General features: G+C 70.9%; 19 protein-coding genes. 7 read left to right on the plus strand and 12 right to left on the minus strand.

The window, feature by feature from the left end:
• Positions 1–88 precede the first annotated feature (88 nt).
• Complete coding sequence (locus CJ022_RS04895) at positions 89–985, plus strand: hypothetical protein (protein ID WP_101925558.1); 897 nt, start codon at positions 89–91, stop codon at positions 983–985.
• Between the two features lie 96 nt (positions 986–1081).
• Here CJ022_RS04895 and CJ022_RS04900 read toward each other — a convergent pair whose 3' ends face one another.
• From CJ022_RS04900 to CJ022_RS04920, 5 genes are all read right to left on the minus strand, one after another.
• Positions 1082–1654, minus strand: a complete 573-nt coding sequence (locus tag CJ022_RS04900) for a superoxide dismutase family protein (protein ID WP_101925559.1) — start codon at positions 1652–1654, stop codon at positions 1082–1084.
• A 48-nt stretch (positions 1655–1702) separates the two neighbouring features.
• Positions 1703–2326 (minus strand): superoxide dismutase family protein, encoded by a 624-nt coding sequence (locus tag CJ022_RS04905; RefSeq protein ID WP_158238350.1) that lies wholly within the window; start codon positions 2324–2326, stop codon positions 1703–1705.
• A 53-nt stretch (positions 2327–2379) separates the two neighbouring features.
• Positions 2380–3792: a nitrogen regulation protein NR(I) gene (gene ntrC / locus CJ022_RS04910; RefSeq protein WP_101925561.1), complete on the minus strand. Its 1413-nt coding sequence runs from the start codon at positions 3790–3792 to the stop codon at positions 2380–2382.
• Complete coding sequence (locus tag CJ022_RS04915) at positions 3789–4856, minus strand: two-component system sensor histidine kinase NtrB (protein ID WP_343125126.1); 1068 nt, start codon at positions 4854–4856, stop codon at positions 3789–3791. Before CJ022_RS04915 ends, ntrC begins: the two co-directional genes overlap by 4 nt.
• A 64-nt stretch (positions 4857–4920) precedes the next feature.
• Positions 4921–5889: a GGDEF domain-containing protein gene (locus CJ022_RS04920; RefSeq protein ID WP_158238351.1), complete on the minus strand. Its 969-nt coding sequence runs from the start codon at positions 5887–5889 to the stop codon at positions 4921–4923.
• Between the two features lie 299 nt (positions 5890–6188).
• On the opposite strand from CJ022_RS04920, the gene CJ022_RS04925 reads away from it, so the two are divergent.
• On the plus strand, positions 6189–8333 hold the full coding sequence (locus CJ022_RS04925) for a glycoside hydrolase family 3 N-terminal domain-containing protein (RefSeq protein WP_101925564.1): 2145 nt from the start codon (positions 6189–6191) through the stop codon (positions 8331–8333).
• A gap of 120 nt (positions 8334–8453) precedes the next feature.
• Here the strand turns inward: CJ022_RS04925 and CJ022_RS04930 are convergent, their stop codons facing one another.
• The 7 genes from CJ022_RS04930 to CJ022_RS04960 form a co-directional block, all read right to left on the minus strand.
• Positions 8454–10520, minus strand: a complete 2067-nt coding sequence (locus CJ022_RS04930; protein WP_101925565.1) for a class I SAM-dependent methyltransferase — start codon at positions 10518–10520, stop codon at positions 8454–8456.
• Positions 10517–11293, minus strand: coding sequence for an N-acetylmuramoyl-L-alanine amidase (locus tag CJ022_RS04935; RefSeq protein WP_101925566.1), 777 nt, complete (start codon positions 11291–11293; stop codon positions 10517–10519). Before CJ022_RS04935 ends, CJ022_RS04930 begins: the two co-directional genes overlap by 4 nt.
• Before the next feature lie 306 nt (positions 11294–11599).
• Positions 11600–12973: an ammonium transporter gene (locus CJ022_RS04940; RefSeq protein ID WP_101925567.1), complete on the minus strand. Its 1374-nt coding sequence runs from the start codon at positions 12971–12973 to the stop codon at positions 11600–11602.
• 15 nt (positions 12974–12988) lie between these two features.
• Positions 12989–13327: a P-II family nitrogen regulator gene (locus CJ022_RS04945; protein WP_101925568.1), complete on the minus strand. Its 339-nt coding sequence runs from the start codon at positions 13325–13327 to the stop codon at positions 12989–12991.
• A 30-nt stretch (positions 13328–13357) separates the two neighbouring features.
• Positions 13358–14062: a TorF family putative porin gene (locus tag CJ022_RS04950; RefSeq protein WP_101925569.1), complete on the minus strand. Its 705-nt coding sequence runs from the start codon at positions 14060–14062 to the stop codon at positions 13358–13360.
• A gap of 288 nt (positions 14063–14350) precedes the next feature.
• On the minus strand, positions 14351–15760 hold the full coding sequence (glnA, locus tag CJ022_RS04955; protein ID WP_101925570.1) for a type I glutamate--ammonia ligase: 1410 nt from the start codon (positions 15758–15760) through the stop codon (positions 14351–14353).
• 168 nt (positions 15761–15928) lie between these two features.
• On the minus strand, positions 15929–16405 hold the full coding sequence (locus tag CJ022_RS04960; protein WP_101925571.1) for an Lrp/AsnC family transcriptional regulator: 477 nt from the start codon (positions 16403–16405) through the stop codon (positions 15929–15931).
• A 167-nt stretch (positions 16406–16572) separates the two neighbouring features.
• On the opposite strand from CJ022_RS04960, the gene phhA reads away from it, so the two are divergent.
• From phhA to CJ022_RS04985, 5 genes are all read left to right on the plus strand, one after another.
• Positions 16573–17475 (plus strand): phenylalanine 4-monooxygenase, encoded by a 903-nt coding sequence (gene phhA / locus CJ022_RS04965; RefSeq protein WP_101925572.1) that lies wholly within the window; start codon positions 16573–16575, stop codon positions 17473–17475.
• A 309-nt stretch (positions 17476–17784) separates the two neighbouring features.
• On the plus strand, positions 17785–18987 hold the full coding sequence (locus CJ022_RS04970; protein ID WP_233198611.1) for an amino acid aminotransferase: 1203 nt from the start codon (positions 17785–17787) through the stop codon (positions 18985–18987).
• Between the two features lie 271 nt (positions 18988–19258).
• A complete protein-coding gene (gene azu, locus CJ022_RS04975) occupies positions 19259–19717 on the plus strand; it encodes an azurin (protein ID WP_101925574.1) in 459 nt (152 codons plus the stop codon).
• Positions 19717–21882 (plus strand): TonB-dependent receptor family protein, encoded by a 2166-nt coding sequence (locus CJ022_RS04980; protein ID WP_101925575.1) that lies wholly within the window; start codon positions 19717–19719, stop codon positions 21880–21882. The genes azu and CJ022_RS04980 overlap by 1 nt, the downstream gene beginning before the upstream one ends.
• Positions 21882–22253, plus strand: coding sequence for a DUF779 domain-containing protein (locus CJ022_RS04985; protein WP_101925587.1), 372 nt, complete (start codon positions 21882–21884; stop codon positions 22251–22253). Before CJ022_RS04980 ends, CJ022_RS04985 begins: the two co-directional genes overlap by 1 nt.
• Positions 22254–22290 lie beyond the last annotated feature (37 nt).

Genomic DNA, 22290 nt, shown 5'->3' on the forward strand with positions numbered 1-22290 from the left:
AGTGATGCGTGATGTCGACGGAAACACGGGCCCACCGCGCGGACGGGCATAATGTGAACGAGTTTAACGCTGCCCGTGTGCACGGCCAATGACCGCATTTCCCGCGTTTCCTTCCGATTCGACGCCGCTGGTTCTCGGCGTGTTCGCGCTCGAACTCTCGGGCGGCGATCCGCCCGAACGTGCCGCGCTGGCCCAGCACGCGGCCGGCCAGTTGGCGACGCTGCTCGGGCGTGATCTCGGGGCGCTGGTGCCCGGTGTCCGCGAGCTCGACCTGTGTGTCGCGGCCGCGCATTTCGATCCCGCCGAGCTGCTGCGTCCGGGTTGGCCGTTGCATCGCCGGCTCGACGAACTGCGTGCGCGCGCACCGCAACGCGGCGAGGGGCCGCGGATCATCGCCTTCGGCGCCGATGCGAACGGCGCGGTGCCGCTGCCTTTCCAGGCCGACGCCCAGCTCGCCGGCGGCGGCCTGCGGGTGCTGCCTTATCTGTTCGTGGGCGAGGCCGGTGCGACCCGCGCGGTCGCCGCGCATCTCGAATCGATGCTGTTCGACCTCGGGATGGCCCAGGCCGATACGGCGCTGTGCGCGCAGGACGGTTTCGGCGCGCGCATCGAGCACGCGCGCTACCTCACCCTGCACGACCTGCTGGCGATGACGGCCATGCAGTACCGCAACCAGGGCCTCGAGCCGCTGCGGCCGATCCTGGAAACCGCCTTGCTCGCGCCGGGCGAAGACGCCTGGCTGGACGCCGCGCCCGAACCCTTGCTGCGCTACGTCGACGGCGAGGTCCGCATGGCCCTGCTGGCGCCCGACGACTGGCGCGCCTGGTCCGCCGCTGGTGAGACGGACGAAACCCGCCTCGCGCGCGGGCTCGCGATGTTCGAGGCGCGCCAGCGGCAGATCGCCGCAGTGCTGCAGGCCCATGGCATTCCCGTGGTCTACGTGCACTGCACGCCCGGACGCGACCCGCGCGCCGAGCTGGGCTGACATGAAAACGGCGCGGCATTCATGCCGCGCCGTCCAGGCGGGTTTGCGTGCGGCCACGCGGTCGCGAATGACGACCGCATGCCACAACGGGCGCGCTTACTGCGCGGCGATCACGCCACAGGCGAGACGGTCGCCGGCGTCGCCGGTCGGCTGCGTGGTGTAGTCGTCCGCTTTGGCGTGGACGATGACGCCCTTGCCGACGATGTCGGTCGGTGCGCCGTCGCCGATGGTGGCGCCTTCGAGCCAGGTCCGCACCTGGGCGACGCCGTCGTCGCCGGCGGTGATGTTGTCGCTGTCGCCGGCGTGGTGGTCGCCGCCGGCGCTGGTGCCGTCGGGCGCGCTGCAATCGCCGGTCTCGTGCACGTGGAAGCCGTGCTCGCTGCCGGCAGGCAGGCCGGTGACCGAGCCGGTGACCTCGATGCGGCCGTCGACGGTCGCGAACGCGAGATTGCCGGCGGTCTGGTTGCCGGCAGTCGGCTGCAGCTCGACCATCGCGGTCGCGCCCGTGGCCATCGGCGCGGCGGCCGGCGCCGCAGGCGCGGCCGGGGTCTCGGCTGCGCGGTCGGCCTCGGCCGCCGGATTCGCGGCGTCGTCGTTCATGTCATTGGCGCCGCAGGCGGCGAGCGCCAGCAGGGCCGGGGTCAGCAGCGCGAGTCGGGTCTTGATCATGGGAAATCTCCTAGAAACCGGGGGAAAAAACGCGAGCGGCGGTGCCGGTCACGGTGTGGAGCGGGGCGCGGACGCCGCCGCCTGTTCGGATGCGATCACGCCGCAAGCCACGCGTGCGCCGATCGCACCGGGCGTCGCGCCCAGCACGAGCAAGGCGCGACCGGCGATGTCGTTGGCGGCGCCGCCGCCGAGCACGGCGCCCGGCAACAGCAGATCGACGGTGGCGACGCCGCGCGGATCGGCGACGATGCGTCCCCGCTCGCCGGCATCCGGCACCTGCGCGATGACGCCGCGTTCGGTGTCGAACTCGGCGCCCGCGCTGACCGCATCGACCGCGCTGCAGTCGCCCCGCACGTGCACGCGCAGATTGTGCGTGCCGTTGCGGACCAGCCCGCCGATCTCGCCACGGGCGCGGACGCCGCCGGCGTCCGGATGCAGCATCACGCGGCCGCTGACCAGGGTGCCGGACGCGGACGCGAGATTCGCGACCGCGCTGCGCACGGTGCCCGCCTGCGCGAGCGTGACCGGCGGCGGGGCCGCCGTCTGCGCGGGCGCCGCAGGCCGCGGCGTGCTGGCGCAACCGGCCAGCAACGTGAGCGCGACCAGTGCCGCCAGCGACGCACCGGACCGGGCGATATGGGACGGGGCAGGCAACGGGTGTGGCATCGACATGGACATCACCTTAGCGGCGGGCACTTCAGTCCCGGATGAAGGCGCGCGGCGCATCAGGGGCGTCGCCGGCGGGCGCCGAGCTTGCGCGTCAACGTATTGCGGCCGACGCCGAGCCGCGCGGCCGCTTCCGCGCGGCGGCCGCCGGTGTGCAGCAACGCGGTTTCCAGCAGCGCGCGGTCCAGGCGTTCGCGCGCGTCGGCGTGGATGTCGTGGTGGCCCTCGCGCAGGCGCGCATCGGCCCAGGCGCGCAGCGCGACGTCCCAGTCGTCGCCGGCCGCGGCTTCGGCCGCCGCGCCACGGGCGAGCAGGCCGTCCAGGTCCTGCGGCGCGATGCGGTCGGTCGGCGCCAGGGCCGCGAGCCGCCAGCACAGGTTCTGCAGTTCGCGGACGTTGCCGGGCCAGTCGTGGTCGCGCAGCCGCTGCAGCGCACCGCGACCGAGGCGCTTGGGCGGTGCGTCGAGCCTGGCGGCGGCGGCCTGCAGGAAGCGCTCGGCGAGCGCCGGCACGTCGTCGCGACGATCCCGCAGCGGCGGCAGCTGCAGGCGCACCACATCCAGCCGGTGCAGCAGGTCGGCGCGGAAGCGGCCGTCGGCGACCCGGGTTTCCAGGTCCTGGTGGGTCGCGGCGATGACACGCACGTCGACCCGGATCAGCTCGCGGCCGCCGACGCGGAAGAATTCGTCTTCGGCGAGCACACGCAGCAGCCGGGTCTGCAGCGACGCCGGCATGTCGCCGATCTCGTCGAGGAACAGGGTGCCGCCGTGGGCCTGCTCGAAACGCCCGATGTACCGCCGGCTGGCCCCGGTGAACGCGCCGGCCTCGTGTCCGAACAGTTCGCTCTCCAGCAGCTCCGCCGGAATCGCAGCGGTGTTCAGGGCCACGAACGGCATCCGCGCGCGCGGCGATTCGCGATGCAGCGCGCGCGCGACGAGTTCCTTGCCGGTGCCGGTCTCGCCGGTGACGAGCACCGACACCGGCGCCTGCGCGAGCCGCCCGATCGCGCGGAACAGCTGGCGCATCGCCGGGGTGTCGCCGAGCAGGGCATCGGCATCGCCGGCGTCCGCGACGTCGGCGCCGTCCGGTTCGGCCTCGCGCTGGCCGAGCACGCGCGCGGCCAGCGCCACGGCTTCGTCCAGGTCGAAGGGCTTCGACAGGAATTCCTGCGCACCGCCGCGGAACGCGCTCGCGGTGCTGGCGACGTCGGTGTAGGCCGACATCACGACGACCGGCAGCTGCGGATGCGACTGCTTCAGCGCCGCGAGCAGCTGCAGCCCCGACTCGCCGGGCATGCGCACGTCGGTGAACAGCAACGCCGGCGGCGTGCGCGTCGCGAGGGCGTCGAGCATCGGCTGGGCGGCGTCGAAGCTGGCGACGTCGTAGCCCGCCTCGCTGAGCGCGGTCGCGAGCACGAACCGCACCGTGCGGTCGTCGTCAACGACCCAGACGGTCGCAGCGGTATCGGTCATCGCGGGGTCTCCGGGGCGACGGCACCCGGCGCGTCCGGCGGAAACGGCAGCTGCAGGGTGAACACGGTGTGGCCGCTGCGCGAGCGGTAGACCAGCGCGCCGCGATGTTCGCGGGCGACCTGCTGCGCGAGCGCGAGGCCGAGGCCGCTGCCGTCGGCGCGACCCGACACCAGCGGCAGGAAGATCTGGTCGATCATGTCTTCGGGCACGCCGCGACCGTCGTCGACGACCTCGAGCCGCAGCGCCATCGGATGCACCGCATCGCCGATGCGCACGTTGAGCGCGGCGCGCGTGCGCAGGGTCACGTTCGCCGCGCCGGCCTGAATCGCGTTGCGCACCAGGTTCCAGATCGCCTGCACCAGGCGGTCGGGATCGCCGGACAGCTCCGGCAGGCTGGGATCGTAGTCGCGCACCATGCGCACCGCCCAGCCGGCATCGGCCTCCGCGAGCCGCAGCACCTGCTCCAGCACGACATGGATGTTGGCCGGACGATGCGGCTGCGGCGGCTGCGGCGACAGCAGGTGGTCGACCAGGGTGCCGAGCCGGCCGACCTCGGCATCGATCAGGGCGACGAGCTCACGCGATTCGCCATCCGTCACCCGCCGCGCCAGCAACTGGGCGGCGCCCTTGAGCCCCGCCATCGGATTGCGCAGTTCGTGGGCGAGCCCGCGGAACGCCGCCGACAGCGCCAGCGGCATCGCGTGCGAGGGATCGGCGCCGGGAAACTCGTCGACCGGATGCGCCTCCAGCAGCACCTGGCCGTCGGCATCGCGCGACAGCCAGGCGTCGGCGAAGCGCGGCTCGCCGCCGAGGAATGCCAGCGCGATCCGGCGCACGCGCAGCGGCGCGTCGCTGGCGTCGCCGAGATGGCGCAGCACCAGGCGCAAGGCCTCGCCGTCGACTTCCAGCGCGGCCAGCGGCTGTTCGAGCAGCCGCTTGCGGCTGACCCCGAGCCAGCGCGCGAAGGCCAGGTTGCAGTCGGCCACGCGGCCGTCGGCGCGGGCCCACACCAGCGGCGTGGTCAGGCCATCGAAGGGGCGGCTGGAAGCGGATGCATCGGACATTGCACCAATGTAGTGCATCGAAGACGGTCGGCCCAGCAGGTCCGGGCGCGGAAACCCGCGCGCCTCAGCGGCCGATCCGGCTCTGGTTTCCGCCGCTGCGCTTGACCCGGAACAGGGCCTCGTCGGCCTGGGCGAACCAGTCCTGCCAGTCGACCTCGTCGTCGAGCATCGCGCCGCCGATCGACACCGTGACCGGACCGCCGGGGCTGGCGACTCCGGTTTCCACCGCCTGGCGGATGCGCTCGGCCGTCGCGCCGAGCAGGTCCGGCGACGGCGAGGCCAGCAGCATGACGAACTCCTCGCCGCCGAAACGGAACACCGCATCGTCGCGGCGCAAGCCGTCGTCGAGCACGCGCGCCAGCTGCGACAGCACCGCGTCGCCGGTGGCGTGGCCCCAGGTGTCGTTGACCCGCTTGAACTTGTCGATGTCGAGGATCAGCAGCCCCACGCGGCCGCGATTGCCGGCGTGCATCGCGCGGCGCAGCGCGGTCTCCATCGCACGGCGGTTCGGGATCTGGGTCAGCGCGTCGACGCTCGCCAGCCGTTCCAGCCGGCCGCTGTGCGCGTGCACGCGCGAGGAGAACGAATAACTGAAGGCGAACACCAGCGACCACGTCACCAGCGTGCCGAACGCATGCAGCTCGATGCCGCGCGCGAACAGCCACGCCCCGCTGCAGAGGATCAGCAGCATGCCGCAGATCGCCGCGACCCGCGGCGCGGCGATATAGAAGTTGCTCATCAGCGCGAGATAGATCCAGCCGTTGACCTCGGGCCCGATGACCGCGCCGGCGACGACGCAGAACGCGCTGTTGAATCCGCACATCAGATTGCCGGCGAGGACCAGCCGGCCGGGCGACCAGGCCAGGCGCACGAGGGCGAGGATGCCGACGACGACGCTCGCATCCAGCAGCGCCTGCGGCCAGGCCTGCACCAGCACGCGATAGAGCGCGAACGCCGACAGCGCCAGCGCGGTCGACAGCCCGAGCAGGGTGATGATCGCGAGGCGGTAATCGCTGCGCAGACGCTGGAGCATGGGCGTGGACGGACCCTGACGCCGGACTTCCCCTCGCCGCGGTCGGCGGCGCTTTCCCCTGCTGGCCGGCTTGGCGATGGGGTGGCACCGGTGCAGTGTCCGCCGGTGTGCAAGGCCATGACGTGACGGCGGTCGCTGCATCGCAGCGCGATGCGGACAGGTGCAGACGTGCGCCGGCGCGTCCTCCGATACAGACATCGCGCAGCCGGTATGGCAGCGTGTGCGGTCGTCCACGCGCGATGCAGATCCGGGCGATCGCCCTATAATCCTCGCGTGTAACCGTTTTCACAGGAACAAGAATGCGCCTCGACGATCGACTGGAAGCCCTGCTGGCCGACATGACCGTGGACGAGAAGGTCGGCCAGCTCGGCATCTTCGCCGACATGCTGCGGCCGTTCGCCGCGGACGAGCTGCGCGAGCAGATCCGCGCCGGCCGGGTGGGCGCGATCTTCAACGGCGTCGGCGCGGCGCAGGGCCGCGAGGCGCAACGCATCGCCGTCGAGGAGAGCCGGCTCGGCATTCCCCTGTTGATGGGCGCCGACGTGATCCACGGCATGCGCACGGTGTTTCCGATTCCGCTGGGCGAAGCGGCCAGCTTCGAGCCCGCGCTCGCGCAGCGCACCGCGCGCGCGGCGGCGATCGAAGCGACCGCCTGCGGCCTGCACTGGACTTTCGCGCCGACGCTCGACATCGCCCGCGACCAGCGCTGGGGCCGCGTGGCCGAGGCCTCGGGCGAGGACGTGGTGCTCGGCAATGCGTTCGCCGCCGCGCGCGTGCGCGGGTTCCAGGGCGACGACCTGACCGCGAACGACGCCCTGCTGGCGACGCCGAAGCATTTCGTCGGCTACGGCGCGGTCATGGGCGGGCTGGACTACAACAGCGTCGAGATGTCCGAAGGCACCTTGCGCGACGTGCACCTGCCGCCGTTCAAGGCCGCGCTCGACGCCGGCGCGCTGACGGTGATGAGCGCCTTCAACGACATCAACGGCATTCCCGCGTCCGCGCACGACGGCCTGCTGACCGACCTGCTGCGCGGCGAGTGGGGCTTCGGCGGCTTCGTCGTGTCCGACTACACCGCCGATTTCGAGCTGGTCGCGCACGGCTTCGCCGGCGACGAGCGCGAGGCGACGAAGCTGTCGTTCGTCGCCGGCGTCGACATGAGCATGCAGAGCGGCCTGTATGCCGCGCACCTGCCGGCGCTCGTCGCCAGCGGCGAGGTGCCGATGGCGACGCTCGACGAGGGCGTGCGGCGCGTGCTCGCGGTCAAGCAGGCGATCGGCCTGTTCGACAATCCCTACCGGTCGCTCGATGCCGAGGTCGAAGCGGCGCTGGATCCGGCCGCGCTGCACGGCGCACTGGCGCGCGAGGCCGCGCGCCGTTCGATCGTGCTGCTGAAGAACAACGGCGGTGTGCTGCCGCTGCGGAAATCCGGACAGAAGATCGCGTTGATCGGCCCGTACGCGCGCGATCGGGACAACCTCGAAGGCTGCTGGACGCTGTTCGGCGACGGCCGGCTGCACGTCAACCTGGAGGACGGCCTGCGCGCCGCGCTCGACGATGGCGACGCGCTGGACGTCGTCGACGGCAGCGGCATGGAGGACGGCATCGACGGTGGCCTCGACGCTGCAGTGGACGCTGCGCGCAATGCCGACGTCGTGCTGCTGGCGATCGGCGAGCCGCAGGGCTACAGCGGCGAGGCGCAGTCGCGCACGCAGATCGTCCTGCCGCCCGCGCAGCAGGCACTGGCCGACGCCGTCGCCGCGACCGGGACACCGGTCGTCGTGCTGCTGCGCCACGGGCGCGCACTGGCGCTGCACGGCGCGGTGCGCGATGCCGACGCGATCCTCGCGACCTGGTTCCTCGGCAGCCAGACCGGGCCGGCGGTCGCCGATGTCGTATTCGGCGACTACAACCCGTCGGCGCGGCTGCCGGTGAGTTTCCCGATCGATTCCGGCCAGCAGCCGCTGTACTACAACCGCCAGCGCACCGGCCGGCCGGAACTGCCGGACATGCAGGAGTTCAAGAGCCGCTGGCGCGAGATGCCGCATCGTCCGCTGTATCCGTTCGGCCACGGCCTGTCGTACACGGCGTTCGAGTACGGCGCGGTCACGCTGTCGGCCGACACGCTGGCCTGGGACGGCACGCTGACGGCGTCGGCGACGCTGCGCAACGCCGGCGAGCGCGCCGGCGAGGAAGTCGTGCAGCTCTACATCCACGACCGCGTTGGCAGTCGCGTGCGGCCGATGCGCGAGCTCAAGGATTTCCGCAAGGTCGCGCTGGCGCCCGGCGAGTCGACGACGGTGACGTTCGAACTGCGTCGCGAGCAACTGGCCTTCACCACCCGCAGCGGCGCGTTCACCGCCGAGCCCGGTCTGTTCGACGTGTGGATCACCGCGAACGCGGAAAGCGGCGACGCCGCGCAGTTCACGCTGCAGGCGGGCTGATCGCACCGGGCGCACGGTCCGCGCCACGAGCGGGCCGCGGCGCTCGCACGCGACGCGACGCGGACGAACCGCGAGCGACGCGGAACGCCGGTTCGCGGCCAACGCACGCGACCGCGTGGGTCACGCCGGCTTCTGCGCCCAGACGAAGAACATGCGCTCGAACGTCGCCGGATGCAGGGCCTCGAAGCGGTCCCAGGCGGCGAAATCGTCGGGGCGCGCGCCGGGCATCTCGCGCGCGAACGCCTGTTGCACGGGCTCGGGCACCTCGAGGCCGAGCGGCCGCAGCCCCTGCCGCGCCAGCATGCCTTGGAGTTCGACCAGGTCGACCTGGCGCTCTTGCGCGGGCAGCAGCAGGTCGCGACATGCGCGGGTCGAATAGAAGTCGCCGAAGCGGACCACGTCGCGTCGCGGATCCTCGGGCGGCAGGTCGAGCACTTGCCGACGGGCATCGCGGATCCCGGTCGCGGTCGCGCCCTGCGCCTGCAACCAGCGGCGGCATTGCGCGAGACCTGCACGTCCGCGGCGGCTGTGGAGCGCGATCCGCAACAGCCCCTGCGGCGCGAGGCAGTCGGCGAGCGCAGCCAGACCTGCTTCGGCGTCGTCCATGCAGTGGAGTCCACCGGCGGCGTCGATCAGATGGAAGTCCTGGTCCAGCGCGCGCGCCTGCAACAGATCGGCCTGGCCGAAGCGGATCCGGTCGACGCCGAGCCGCTCCGCCATTACCGCCCCGTATCCCAGCGTCGCCCGGTCCGGATCGACCGCCAGCAGGCGCAGATCCTCGAGGCGCAGGGCCAGGTCGATGGCGTGCTCGCCGGTGCCGCAGCCGGCGACCAGCGCATGCATGCCGTCGGGCGCGTCGGGCAGCGTCAGCACGGGCGCGCCGGCGATGCAGTGGCGCGCGAACGTCGCCAGCGGAATGCGGGCCGGCTGCGGCGGAAGCGACGTCCAGCGCGGCGACGGGCCGTCTTCGTCCTGGGGCGGCGTGCGTTGCGACGTCGCCTCGTCGATCGGCGTCAGCTGCGGCATCGCCGCAGCAGCGGCACGCGTCTGCGCACGCAGCGTCAGCTGCACCGACACCAGCCGGGCCACCGCATCGGGCAGCGGGGACACCGCGGGCGGCGGTACGTCGTCGAGCACGCGCTCGACCGGGGCGTACATCGCGAAGGCGAGCAGCGCGAACGGATCGCCGTCGCCGCCCTGGACGCGCGCTTCGAGCGCAAGGACGTCGGCCATCTCCGCGTCCGACACGTCCCAGCAGTACGCATTGCGCCAGCACTGCATCGCCACGGCGACCGCGAGGCGCACGACCGGGTCCAGCGCCGCGACCCGGTCGACGGCCGCGAGCTGCGCCAGCAGGCGCTGCCGCGTCCGGGTCAGCAGGATTTCGTAGGCCGGCGTCGTGATCCGTGCATGGGTGAGCAACTGCAGCAGCAGGGGCTTGCCCGCAAGCACATCCAGCGGCAGTTCCGCGCCGCCGTCCCGCGGCGCCAGTTCCGGCCACAGGCGCGCCATGACCAGCGGCGCCAGCAACTGCGGCATCACCAGCGGCGCCTCCAGCCCGTCGCCCAGCAGCCGGTCCACGCGCGGATCGCCCGCCACCGCGGCCAGCGCCGGGCCGTGATCGATCAGCAGGGCGAGCGCCGCCTGGGAGATGACCAGCGAGCCGCGCGCGTGCCCGAGGCAATCGAGGTAGGCGCGCACTGCATCGACCGGGCGATCCAGCGCCAGCAGCGCCTGCGCCCGGTGCACGCCGGCCGACGTATCGCCGGGCGCCAGGCGCAGCGCGGTGTCGAAACACGCCAGCGCACGCGTCGCGTTGTGCTCGGCGAGCCAGGCGCTGCCCAGGCGGTCGTGCGCGCCGGCATCGTCGGGACGTGCGGCGACCGCCTGTTCCAGCTGCATCCATCGCTGGCGCGTCGGCGCGCCCGCGTGCCGGCAGGCGTCGAGATGCGCGCGGCATTCGGTATTGCCCGGTTCGATGACCAGCGCACGCCGGCACAGCATTGCCGCTTCGTCGAATTTCGACTGGGCGATCAGCACGGCGCTGAGGTTGACGAGGACCGACACCCGGTCCGGCGTCAGCGCCAGCGCCCGGCGATAGCACGCCTCGGCCGTCTGGAAGCGGTGCCGGTTGTGGTGCTCGAGCCCTTCGAAGAACAGCGCCTTCGCCTGCGCCAGATCGCTCATCGGGCCTCCGCCGACGCGCGCACCGGCATCGTCCAGCCCTGCTGCAGCGCATGGAGGATGCGCCGGTCCTCGTCGTCGAGGCCGCCGGTCGCCACGCCGCGGTAGCGCGTGCGGAACGCGCGTGTCGTCGCGTCGAGGTCGTCGACCGGATAGCCGATCGCGCGCAACGCCTGCACGGCATCGAAGCCGGGCGGCGCGGGTGCGGTGCCGGCCTGCGGCCAACGGCCGTAGCCGTGTTCGGCGAGCCGCTTCCACGGGAAGTGCACGCCGGGATCGATCTTGCGCGACGGCGCGAGATCGGAGTGGCCGATGATGTTCTCGGCCGGAATGCGCCAGCGCGTGACCAGGTCGTCGAGCAGCACCAGCAGGCTCTCGATCAGCGGTTCCGGAAACGGCACGCGCCCGTTGTTGTCGAGCTCGATGCCGATCGAGGCGGAATTGACGTCGCTGATCGCACCCCAGCCGCCGGCGCCGGCATGCCAGGCGCGGTCGAGATCGGACACGAGCTGGTAGCGCGTGCCGTCCTGGCCGATCAGATAGTGCGAACTCACGCGGCCGCCGCTGTTGGCGGTGCGCAGCGTGTCGAGGCTGCGTGCCACCGATTCCTGCTCGGTGTAATGCAGCACCACGAGCACCGGGCGACGCGCGTCGTGGTTGGACGACGGCACCCAGGTGGCCAGCGGATTGCGCGGCGACTGGTGGGCGCACGCGGACAGCAGCAGCGCGGCGACCACGACGAGGGCGTGGCGGCGCCGGAATGGAAATTTCGACATGCCGCATTGCACGTCATGCACGCGCCCGATTGCAAGCGCGCGATGCGCGGACCGGGACTGCCGTCGCGGGTGTGCGAAGAAGACGCATGACGTCTGCACGTCCCCCGCGGCCCGGTGCCACCGGCATGGTGCTGATGTCGCGCGGACGCACGCTGCACGATGGCCATCGCACGCGGCAGCATCGCCCTCGGTGTCGCGCGGGGGCCTGTCGTCGCCTTGCCGCGCCGCCGGCACGAAAAAGGCGGGCAGCGGCCTTCCCCGCCGCTGCCCGCCCCACCCTGTCCTGCCGCGTCGCGTCGGACGCGCTTACTTCTCGTACGCGGATTCGCCGTGCGACACGATGTCCAGCCCTTCGCGCTCTTCGTCTTCGGTGACCCGCAGGCCGATCGCGAGCTTGGTGATCAGGATCGCCGCGGCGGTCACGACCGCGCACCACAGAATGGTGAACAGCACGCTGACCAGCTGCACCCAGACCTGTGCACCGATCGCCAGGTCGGCCTCGGTGCCGCCCAGCGACTGCGCGCTGAAGACGCCCGTCAGCAGCGCGCCGACGATGCCGCCGATGCCGTGCACGCCGAACACGTCGAGGCTGTCGTCCGCGCGCAGCAGCCGCTTGAGCCCGTTGACGCCCCAGACGCAGATCGCGCCGGCCACGAGACCGATGACCAGGCCGCCCATCGGGCCGACCGTGCCCGCCGCGGGGGTGATGCCGACCAGACCGGCGATCGCACCCGACGCCGCACCGAGCGCCGAAGGCCGCCCCTTGGTCAGCGCTTCGACCAGGCTCCAGGCGACCACGCCGCCGGCGGTCGCGATCATCGTGTTGATCATCGCCAGCGACGCACTGGCGTCGGCCGCGAGCGCCGAGCCGGCGTTGAAGCCGAACCAGCCGACCCACAGCAGCGATGCGCCGATGAAGGTGAAAGGCACGCTGTGCGGCTTGATCGCCTCCTTGCCGTAGCCGAGCCGCTTGCCGAGGAAGTACGCGCCCACCAGACCGGCCACGCCGGCGTTGATGTGCACCACCGTGCCGCCGGCGAAATCGATCACGCCCTTGTGCGCGAGGAAGCCCGCTTCACCGCTCCACACCATGTGCACCATCGGCAGGTAGGCGAAGGTCACCCACAGCACCGAGAACAGCAGCACCGCGGAGAACTTGATGCGCTCGGCGAACGAGCCGACGACGAGCGCGGTGGTGATGCCGGCGAAGGTCGACTGGAACACGATGAAGAGGAATTCCGGCAGGCCGCCGGCATCGGTCTCGGCGGTGATGCCGCGCAGGAACGCCTTCTCGGTGAACGAACCGAAGAACGCGTTGCCCTCGGTGAAGGCGGCGCTGTAGCCATAGACCATCCACAGGACGATGACGACCGAGAACACCACCAGCACCTGCATGATCACCGACAGCACGTTCTTCGACCGCACCATGCCGCCGTAGAACAGCGCCAGTCCGGGCACCACCATCAGCAGCACCAGCAGCGTGGACGTGAGCATCCACGCGACGTTGCCGCTGTCGAAGGTCACCGCTTCCGCGGTCTCCACCACCGCGACGGCGGTGTCCGCCGGCACGTCCTGCGCCAACGCGGTGCCGGCCACGCCGGCCAGCGTCAACGCACACAACATCGCCAGGCACAGGGCCTGGAACCGGGCTTTCCACCCGCGGGTCTCGATCGTCTTCATGGGGTCTCCGTGGGGTTAGAGCGCGTCGGCGCCGATTTCGCCGGTGCGGATGCGCAGGACCTGTTCCAGCGGCACGACGAACACCTTGCCGTCGCCGACCTTGCCGGTGCCGGCGGCCTGCGTGATCGCCTCGATCGCCGCCTCGTACACGTCGTCGGCGACCGCGCACTCGATCTTGATCTTGGGCAGGAAGTCGACGACGTATTCGGCGCCGCGGTACAGCTCGGTGTGGCCTTTCTGGCGACCGAAGCCCTTGACCTCGGTCACGGTGAGACCGGACACGCCGGCCTCGCCCAGGGCTTCGCGCACCTCGTCGAGCTTGAACGGACGGATGATCGCGATGATCAGTTTCATGGAACCTCTCCTGTGGGCACGCGCGTCACGTCAGAACGACTTGGTGACGGCGAGGGTGATGGTGTCGTCGGGACCGATCAGGTCGTTGTCGTTGAAGGCCAGGGCGATGTCGAAGCCGTTGTCGAACGCCTTGCTGACACCCGCCGACCAGAACGCGTAGGTCGCCGTGCCCGCCGTGCCGGCGACCCACTGCTTGCCCACGGCGCCGTTGAGCGACCAGCCGGGCACGAATTCCCAGCCGACGCCGAGGTCGAGGTTGCTGCTGCCGTCGGAGTCGGGAATGCCGAACAGGTCGGTGACCGCGTACGAGTACTTGGCGCTGAGGATGTTCCAGCTCAGGCCTGCGTAGAGTTCGGTGGTGTCGGCCTTGTTGAAGCCGGCGGGGTAGCTGCCCGGATACCAGTAGTGCACCGCGCCGACGTCGTAGCCGACGCCGCTGTCGCCGAAGTCGCCGCGGAACCCGACGTAGCCGTCGAGTTCGAGCTGGCTGGAAATGTCCGGATCCGAATCGGACAGCCAGCTGATGCTGCTGCCCCAGGCGCCGGCGTAGAAGCCGCTGTCGCCCGCCCACTCGAGACCGCCCTGCAGGGCCGGTTCGCCATCGGTCTGGGTGATGCCACGGAACAGGTAATCGCTGGTCAGCGTGATCGAGCCGGAGACTTCCGCGTGCGCGGCGCCGGCGGACAGAAGTCCCAGGCAGGACAGCATCGCGAGTGTGTGCTTGGGTGACGACATGACAGGCTCCTCAAATGAATGGAAAGCCCTCCCCGGTCATTGCGTCCTGCGTGTGTTGTTGTTCTTTTCGCAGGCAGAACTCGAACGTTCGGCGGTGCGACCTGCCCCCTGGCTGTCGCCGCCGCGACCGACGCTCTGTGGCGTCTGCGTGGCCGCTGTCCATTGCATCGCTGGTGCCGTGTCGCGGGTGCCTGCCGGCGGTGCCGCCCACCGTGGGGGAGGGAGGCGCCGCCGTCGGGCGGTGGAACGCAAACGGGGCCGGCCCATGGCCGACCCCGTCGAAGTGCATCAGATCGCGTAGTACATCTGGTACTCGAGCGGGTGGGTCGCGCCGCGGAACGCGGTGACTTCCTTCATCTTCAGCGCGATGTACGCATCGATGAAGTCGTCGGTGAACACGCCACCGGCCTTGAGGAAGTCGCGGTCCTTGTCGAGGGCGTCGAGCGCCTGGTCGAGCGAATGGCAGACGGTCGGGAAGTTCTTCTCTTCCTCGGGCGGCAGGTCGTAGAGATCCTTGTCGCTCGGGCCGCCCGGATCGATCTGGTTCTTGATGCCGTCGAGGCCCGCCATCATCAGCGCGGCGAAGGTCAGGTAGCCGGACTGCATCGGATCGGGGAAGCGCATCTCGATGCGGCGCGCCTTCGGATTGGCGACGTACGGAATGCGGCACGAGGCCGACCGGTTCGACGCCGAGTAGGCCAGCATCACCGGCGCTTCGAAGCCCGGGACCAGACGCTTGTAGGAGTTGGTCGACGCGTTGGAGAACGCGTTGATCGCGCGGGCGTGCTTGAAGATGCCGCCGATGTACCACAGCGCGGTCTGGCTCAGGCCGCCGTAGCCGTCACCGGTGAACAGGTTGGTGCCGCCCTTGGCCAGGCTCTGGTGCACGTGCATGCCGCTGCCGTTGTCGCCGACGATCGGCTTGGGCATGAAGGTCGCGGTCTTGCCGTTGCGGAAGGCGACGTTCTTGACGATGTACTTCATCGTCTGCAGTTCGTCGGCCTTCTTGACCAGCGAGTTGAAGCGCGTGCCGATCTCGCACTGGCCCGCGTTCGCGACTTCGTGGTGGTGCACTTCGACTTCGATGCCGACCTGCTCCAGCGTCTTGCACATCTCGGCGCGGATGTCGTGCAGCGAGTCGAGCGGCGCGACCGGGAAGTAGCCGCCCTTGATGCCGGGACGGTAGCCGCTGTTGCCGCCTTCGTATTCCTTGGCCGAGCTCCAGTGCGCTTCTTCCGATTCGATGTGGAAGAAGGTGTTGCCCATCTCGTTGGCGTAGCGCACCGAATCGAAGATGAAGAACTCTGGCTCGGGGCCGAAGAACGCCTGGTCGGCGATGCCACTGGACTTGAGGAACGCCTCGGCCTGCTTGGCGATGCCGCGCGGATCGCGCTCGTAGGACTGCATCGTCGTCGGGTCGAGGATGTCGCAGGTGATCACCAGCGTCGGATCGGCGGTGAAGGGATCGACGAACGCGGTCGACGGATCCGGCAGCAGCACCATGTCGGAGTTCTGGATGCCCTTCCAGCCGCTGATCGACGAGCCGTCGAACATCTTGCCGTCCTCGAACAGACCGGGCTCGATGATCGACTTCGGGAAACTGACGTGGTGCTGGACGCCACGCATGTCGGTGAAACGCAGGTCGATGAACTCGACCTTGTGATCCTTGATCAACTTTTCGACGTTATCGATGGACATCAGGAACAGACCGCCTTGGATGAAGTGTGTAGAGGTGACTACGCAACGACCGTGCCAAGGCACCAACCCTCTATCGATCAAATACTTGCAGAGTGCGTGGACGCGTCTGAAGTCCAGCCCCGTCCACTTCTGGTGCGGCGCAACACGAGAACGCACCAGACAGGTGCGTCAGCTGGCGTCGACGGGCAGGCCGCGGAAGGCCTTGACCGTGCGCAGCACGAAGCTGGAATTGACGTCGTCGACCGCCGGCTGGTTCAGCAGCCGGTCGAGCAGGAAGCGCGAGAAATGCTCGAGGTCGCGCACCAGCACGTGCAGCAGGTAATCCATGTCGCCGGTCAGTGCATGACAGGCGATGACCTCGTCCCAACCGTCGACGAGCGCCGCGAATCCCGCGACGGCGGCGCTGTCGTGGTGCTTGAGCTGGACGCGCACGAACGCCTGCAGGCCGAGGCCCAGGCGCTCGGCGCTGACTTCGGCGCGGTAGCCCGCGATGACGCCGTCGCGTTCCAGCCGCTGCACGCGGCGCAGGCAGGCCGACGGCGACAGGTGCACGCGCTCGGCGAGATCGGCATTGGTCAGGCGGCCCTGCCGCTGCAGTTCCGTCAGCAGCACCAGATCCGTGCGATCGAGCGTGGCGGCGACCATATCGTGTCCTGAACCCGTGGAATCCGGTGCGATGTTGCGCCGCTCGCCGTCAGACGCGCAACAACGCAAGCCTCTTGCCCGACAACGGCGCTAAGGTCGATGGCTGTCCGACGTGCCGTGCGGCGCCTGCGCGCCATGCCGTCGACCTTGCCGAGAGGAGCCGCCCCATGTCCACGCCATCGCCGAACGTCCCCCGCCGCGTCGAGAACCTGCAGACCGACAAGGGCCGCGTGCCGGTCTACGCCACCGGCATCGTCGAGCAGCCGTGGGACGACTACACCGCCGACGACCACGCGACCTGGGCCACGCTCTACGCGCGCCAGCGCGATCTGCTGGTCGGCCGGGCCAGCGACGAATTCCTGCAGGCCCAGGACGCGATGGGCATGACGCCGGACGCGATCCCGAAGTTCGCCGAACTCAACGAGGTGCTCGAAGCCACCACCGGCTGGACCCTGATGGGCGTCGAGGGCCTGCTGCCGGAACTCGATTTCTTCGACCACCTCGCCAACCGCCGCTTCCCGGTGACGTGGTGGATCCGCCGCCCGGACCAGATCGACTACATCGAGGAACCCGATCTGTTCCACGATCTGTTCGGCCACGTGCCGCTGCTGATGAACCCGGTGTTCGCCGACTACATGGAGGCCTACGGCAAGGGCGGCGTCAAAGCGCACGGCATCGGCCCCGACGCGCTGCAGAACCTGACGCGGCTGTACTGGTACACGGTCGAATTCGGCCTGATCCAGCAGGCCGACGGTCTGCGCATCTACGGCGCCGGCATCGTGTCCTCGAAGGGCGAGTCGATCCACTCGCTCGAGTCCGACGCGCCCAACCGCGTCGGTTTCGACCTTGAGCGGATCATGCGCACGCAGTACCGCATCGACACGTTCCAGAAGACCTATTTCGTCATCGACAGCTTCGAGCAGCTGATGGACGCCACCGGTCCGGACTTCACCCCGATCTATGCGCGGCTGGCGGCGCAGGAGGCGATTCCGGCCGGCGAGATCCAGGCCGGCGACCGCGTGCACACGCGCGGCAGCGGCGCCGGCTGGACCGACGGCGGCGACATCTGAGGCCTGCGCCGACGTGGGCGTCTCGTGCCCGGGCCGGCGGTCCCGGCGCGATCGCGGCAGCGGAGCCGGTCGTGCGAGCGGTGCGATCGATCGTCCGATCCGGCGCCAGGCTGCGGCGGGCGCGACGCAGGTCATCCGCGACGCGCGCACAGACGGCGCCTGGACGATGCACCCCGAGTGGTCGGTCGACGCGCGTGAAGCACGACACGCCGGCGAGCGCCCTGCCGGCAAGCTTGGTATTTTGCGCAGTCCGTCGCGCGCTGTTCCCGCGCGCCGCCGGCCCTCCCCTCTCCCGTCCTGCAGGTTGCCGTGTCCTCCTTCTTTTCCGCTGTCGAACTCGTCCCCGGTGATCCCATCCTCGGCCTGACCGAGGCCTACAACGCCGATCCGCGCACGACCAAGGTCAACCTGGGCGTGGGCATCTACTACGACGAGGCCGGCCGGATCCCGGTGCTGGACGCGGTCCGCGAGATCGAACAGCGCCTGGCCGCCGAGGCCAAGCCGCGCGGCTACCTGCCGATCGACGGCCTGCCCGACTACACCCGCGCCACGCGCGAGCTGCTGTTCGGCATCGACTCGCCGCTGCTGGCCGCGGGTCGCGTCGCGACCACCCAGACCATCGGCGGCAGCGGCGCGCTGCGCACCGGCGCGGACCTGCTGAAGAAGGTGCTGCCGCACGCGACCATCGCGATCAGCAATCCGAGCTGGGAGAACCATCGCGCGGTCTTCGGTGCGGTCGGCTTCGACGTCGTCGACTACGCCTACTTCGACGCCGCCACACACGGCATCGACTTCGACGCCATGCTCGCCGACCTGCGCACGCTCGAGGCCGGCACCGTCGTGCTGCTGCACGCCTGCTGCCACAACCCGACCGGCGCCGATCTCACCGAGGCGCAGTGGCGCCAGGTCATCGACGTGCTGGCCGAGCGCGCGCTGTTCCCCTTCATCGACATGGCCTACCAGGGCTTCGACCGCGGCATCGACGAGGACGCCGCCGCCGTGCGCCTGCTGGCGGCATCGGGCATCGCCGAGTTCGTCGTCGCCAGCTCGTACTCCAAGTCGTTCTCGCTGTACGGCGAGCGCGTCGGCGCGCTGACCGTGGTGTCGGCCACGGCCGAGCAGAGCCGCGCGGTGCAGTCGCAGATCAAGCGCATCGTCCGCGCGAACTATTCGAGTCCGTCGAACCACGGCGCCGCGCTGGTCGCCGGCGTGCTGGGCAGCCCGGAGCTGCGCGCGCGCTGGGAGGCGGAGCTGGGCCAGATGCGCGAGCGCATCCACGCCTTGCGCGCGGGCCTGGTCGAGAAGCTCGCCGCGAACGGCGCGCCCGAATTCGCCTTCATCCAGGACCAGGCCGGCATGTTCTCGTACTCGGGCCTGAGCCGCGCCCAGGTGGACCGCCTGCGCGACGAGTTCGGCATCTACGCCGTCGGCACGGGCCGCATCTGCGTGGCCGCGCTGAGCCTGAAGAACCTGGATTACGTGGCCGAAGCGGTCGCGACCGTCGCCCGCTGATCGAGCGCCCGGGACGCGGCGCCGGCCAGCGCGAACGGACGTGCCTGCACTCCGTTCGCGCGCAGACGCACGCCTGCCGCCTGACGATCGCGCAACGGGTGGATGACGCGGCGGCGTGACGCTGCAGGCTGGTGCCGATCCCGATGCGTCGCCCGGCGTCGATGCGCCGCGCGTGCGACGGGCGGTCCCATGCCGTTCACGCGGACGTTTGCGACAATGCGGGCCCGCTGCGTGCCGATCGCGCCGCGCAGGCCGTCCCCCGGAGTTGCCCATGTTGTCCCGTTCCGTCTGGTGCTGCGCGCTGGCGCTGTCCGCGCTGTGCGCCTCGCCGTTCGCCGCCGCACGCAGCTGCGCCCTGTCGATCGACAGCAACGACACCATGCGCTTCGACAAGCGCGAGCTGCGCGTCGCTGCCGACTGCACCGAGGTCGCCCTGACGCTGCGCCACACCGGGCGCCAGTCCGCCGGTGCGATGGGCCACAACTGGGTGCTGACGAAGACCGCCGACTACCGGCCGGTCGCGATCGCCGGCGGCCGCGGCAGCCTCGCGCACAGCTATCTGCCGCCGGGCGACACGCGCGTCATCGCGCACACCAAGGTCATCGGCGGCGGCCAGTCCACGACCGTCACCTTTCCGACGCGCGGCCTGCAGGCCGGCGGCGCCTACACCTTCTTCTGCTCGTTCCCCGGGCACTGGAACGTCATGCGCGGCACGCTGGTGGTGGGCTGATGGGCGCGTTCTCCATTCGTGCGTGGCGCGCGCCGCTCGCCCTCGCACTCGCACTCGCGCTGGTCGGCGTCGCGCCGCTGGCGACGGCGGCCGAGCCCGTCACGGCATCGGGCAATGCCGAGCCGGTCACGCTGGGCCGCGTGCGCGTCGATGCGACGCGCCTGCGCAGCGTGTCCGGGTTCGACACCCCGGCCTCGGTCGACACGATCCGGCTCGACAGCGACGTCAATCGCGCCGAGTCGATCGCGTCCGAACCGCTCAACGGTGTGCCGGGCCTGCTCGCGCGCGACCGCCAGAACCACGCGCAGGACACCCAGCTGTCGATCCGCGGCTTCGGCGCGCGCTCCACGTTCGGCGTGCGCGGCGTGCGCCTGTTCGCCGACGGCATCCCGGCGTCGATGCCGGACGGCCAGGGCCAGCTGTCGCATTTCAATCTGGTCGGCGGCGACCGCATCGACGTGATCCGCGGCCCGTTCTCGGCCCTGTACGGCAACTCGTCGGGCGGCGTCGTGCAGCTGTGGAGCGCCGACGGCCAGCCGGGCGATCCGTGGCGGTTCAAGGCCAGCGCCGGCAGCGATGCGACGACGAGCGTTGCCGCACAGCTGCGCGGCGGCGATGCGCGGATCGGCTACAACGTGGCGCTGTCGCGCTTCGACACCGACGGCTACCGCGATCACAGCGCGGCGCGGCGCGATTCCCTGAACGCCAAGGTCCGCTTCGATTTCGGCGCGCGCCGCACGCTGGATCTGGTCGCCAACGCGCTGGACCTGCCGGAGGCGCAGGACCCGCTGGGCCTGACCGCCGCGCAGGTCCGCGAGAACCCGCGCCAGGCGACCGCGGTCGCGACCCAGTTCAACACCCGCAAGTCGGTGCGCCAGCAGCAGGGCGGCGCCGTGTACGAACACGGGCTCGGCGAGGCGCAGACGCTGCGCGCGATGTTCTATGCGGGCGAGCGCGAGGTCGTGCAGTACCTGCCGATTCCGGCGGTGGCGCAGGCGAATCCGTTGAACGCCGGCGGCGTCATCGATCTCGACAACCGCTACGGCGGCATCGACCTGCGCTGGAGCTGGGAAGGTGAACTCGCAGGCCGTCCGCTGGAATTGACGATCGGCGCGAATGCCGACCGGCAGCGGCAGCACCGCCAGGGCTTCGAGAATTTCGCCGGTGCCGCGCTCGGCGTGCGCGGCGCGTTGCGACGCGACGAGCGCAACTCGGTCGACAACCGCGACCAGTTCGCACAGGTGTGGTGGACGTTCGCGCCGCGCTGGTCGCTGCTCGCGGGCGTGCGCCACAGCGAGGTGACCTTCGACTCCGACGACGACTACGTCACCGCGGCCAATCCCGACGACAGCGGCGGCGTGCGCTATCGCCAGACGTCCCCGGTCGCCGGCCTGATGTTCTCCGCGCGCGAGGACCTGCGGCTGTACCTGTCGGCAGGCCGCGGCTTCGAGACGCCGACCTTCAACGAACTCGGCTACCGCGCCGACGGCGGCGCCGGCCTCGCGCTCGACCTGCAGCCGGCGATCAGCGACAACGTCGAACTCGGCGCCAAGTGGCGCGGCGCCGACGGCGCGACGCTCGATGCGGCGCTGTTCCGCGCCGACACCGACGACGAGCTCGCGGTCGCGCGCAACGTCGGCGGGCGCAGCAGTTTCCAGAACATCGGCCAGGCGCGGCGCCAGGGTCTGGAAGCCGCGTGGCGGCAGCCGCTGGGCGCGACGCTCGACCTGCAGCTGGCCTACACCTGGCTCGACGCGACGTTCCGCAACGACTACCTGATCTGCAGCGGCGTGGGCTGCACGGTGCCGGCGACGCCCGTCGCCACCGGCGCACGGATTCCCGGCGTCGCCCGCCAGCAGCTGTTCGCGCGGCTGCAGTGGGACGACGGCACCTGGGGCGCCGCGGTGGAAAGCGTCGGTCTCGGCGACGTGGTCGCCAACGATACCGGCGAGGCGCGCGCGCCCGGCCATGTGCTGCTGCACGTCGAAGGCTCGCGCCGCTGGGGCTTCGCCAGCGGTCAGCTGCGCACGTTCGCGCGGCTCGACAACGTGTTCGACAAGGCCTATATCGGGTCGGTGATCGTCAACGAAGGCAATGGCCGCTTCTACGAACCCGCGCCGGGTCGCGGCGTGTTGGTCGGCGCGCAGTGGACGTGGAACCGCTGATGGGCCGCGACGTCGCGCGCGTCGTCGCCACCCCGGTCGCCCTGGCGCGGATCGACGCGCTGCGCGCGCGGCACGGCGACCTGCTGTTCCACCTGGCGGCGGCGGGCGAGGCCGCACCACCGCTGTGCGTCGCGGTCGGCACCTTCGGTATCGGCGCCCGCGACGTGCGCCTGGGCGAAGTCGGCGGCGCGGCGTTCTACTGCACGCCGGCGCAGTTCGAGGCGCGATGCGACACGCAGCTGATCGTCGATGCGATCGACGGCGACGACGATCCCGCCTCGCTGCACGACGACGACGGGCGCCGGTTCGTCGTGCGCGGGCGTGCGTTCGATGCCGACGAGCTCGACACGCTGGCCCACGACGCCCGCTGACGGCGGGACAGTCCACGCGATCCGCGACACAATACGG

This window comes from Luteimonas rhizosphaerae (genome assembly GCF_002849595.1).
GTDB lineage: Bacteria > Pseudomonadota > Gammaproteobacteria > Xanthomonadales > Xanthomonadaceae > Luteimonas > Luteimonas cellulosilyticus.

Bases quoted from the DNA above. Each gene is read 5' to 3' on its own strand.
- CJ022_RS04895 (WP_101925558.1), top strand. From the start codon at position 89: ATGACCGCATTTCCCGCGTTTCCTTCCGATTCGACGCCGCTGGTTCTC.
- CJ022_RS04900 (WP_101925559.1), bottom strand. From the start codon at position 1,654: ATGATCAAGACCCGACTCGCGCTGCTGACCCCGGCCCTGCTGGCGCTC.
- CJ022_RS04905 (WP_158238350.1), bottom strand. From the start codon at position 2,326: ATGTCGATGCCACACCCGTTGCCTGCCCCGTCCCATATCGCCCGGTCC.
- ntrC (WP_101925561.1), bottom strand. From the start codon at position 3,792: ATGACCGATACCGCTGCGACCGTCTGGGTCGTTGACGACGACCGCACG.
- CJ022_RS04915 (WP_343125126.1), bottom strand. From the start codon at position 4,856: ATGTCCGATGCATCCGCTTCCAGCCGCCCCTTCGATGGCCTGACCACG.
- CJ022_RS04920 (WP_158238351.1), bottom strand. From the start codon at position 5,889: ATGCTCCAGCGTCTGCGCAGCGATTACCGCCTCGCGATCATCACCCTG.
- CJ022_RS04925 (WP_101925564.1), top strand. From the start codon at position 6,189: ATGCGCCTCGACGATCGACTGGAAGCCCTGCTGGCCGACATGACCGTG.
- CJ022_RS04930 (WP_101925565.1), bottom strand. From the start codon at position 10,520: ATGAGCGATCTGGCGCAGGCGAAGGCGCTGTTCTTCGAAGGGCTCGAG.
- CJ022_RS04935 (WP_101925566.1), bottom strand. From the start codon at position 11,293: ATGTCGAAATTTCCATTCCGGCGCCGCCACGCCCTCGTCGTGGTCGCC.
- CJ022_RS04940 (WP_101925567.1), bottom strand. From the start codon at position 12,973: ATGAAGACGATCGAGACCCGCGGGTGGAAAGCCCGGTTCCAGGCCCTG.
- CJ022_RS04945 (WP_101925568.1), bottom strand. From the start codon at position 13,327: ATGAAACTGATCATCGCGATCATCCGTCCGTTCAAGCTCGACGAGGTG.
- CJ022_RS04950 (WP_101925569.1), bottom strand. From the start codon at position 14,062: ATGTCGTCACCCAAGCACACACTCGCGATGCTGTCCTGCCTGGGACTT.
- glnA (WP_101925570.1), bottom strand. From the start codon at position 15,760: ATGTCCATCGATAACGTCGAAAAGTTGATCAAGGATCACAAGGTCGAG.
- CJ022_RS04960 (WP_101925571.1), bottom strand. From the start codon at position 16,405: ATGGTCGCCGCCACGCTCGATCGCACGGATCTGGTGCTGCTGACGGAA.
- phhA (WP_101925572.1), top strand. From the start codon at position 16,573: ATGTCCACGCCATCGCCGAACGTCCCCCGCCGCGTCGAGAACCTGCAG.
- azu (WP_101925574.1), top strand. From the start codon at position 19,259: ATGTTGTCCCGTTCCGTCTGGTGCTGCGCGCTGGCGCTGTCCGCGCTG.
- CJ022_RS04980 (WP_101925575.1), top strand. From the start codon at position 19,717: ATGGGCGCGTTCTCCATTCGTGCGTGGCGCGCGCCGCTCGCCCTCGCA.
- CJ022_RS04985 (WP_101925587.1), top strand. From the start codon at position 21,882: ATGGGCCGCGACGTCGCGCGCGTCGTCGCCACCCCGGTCGCCCTGGCG.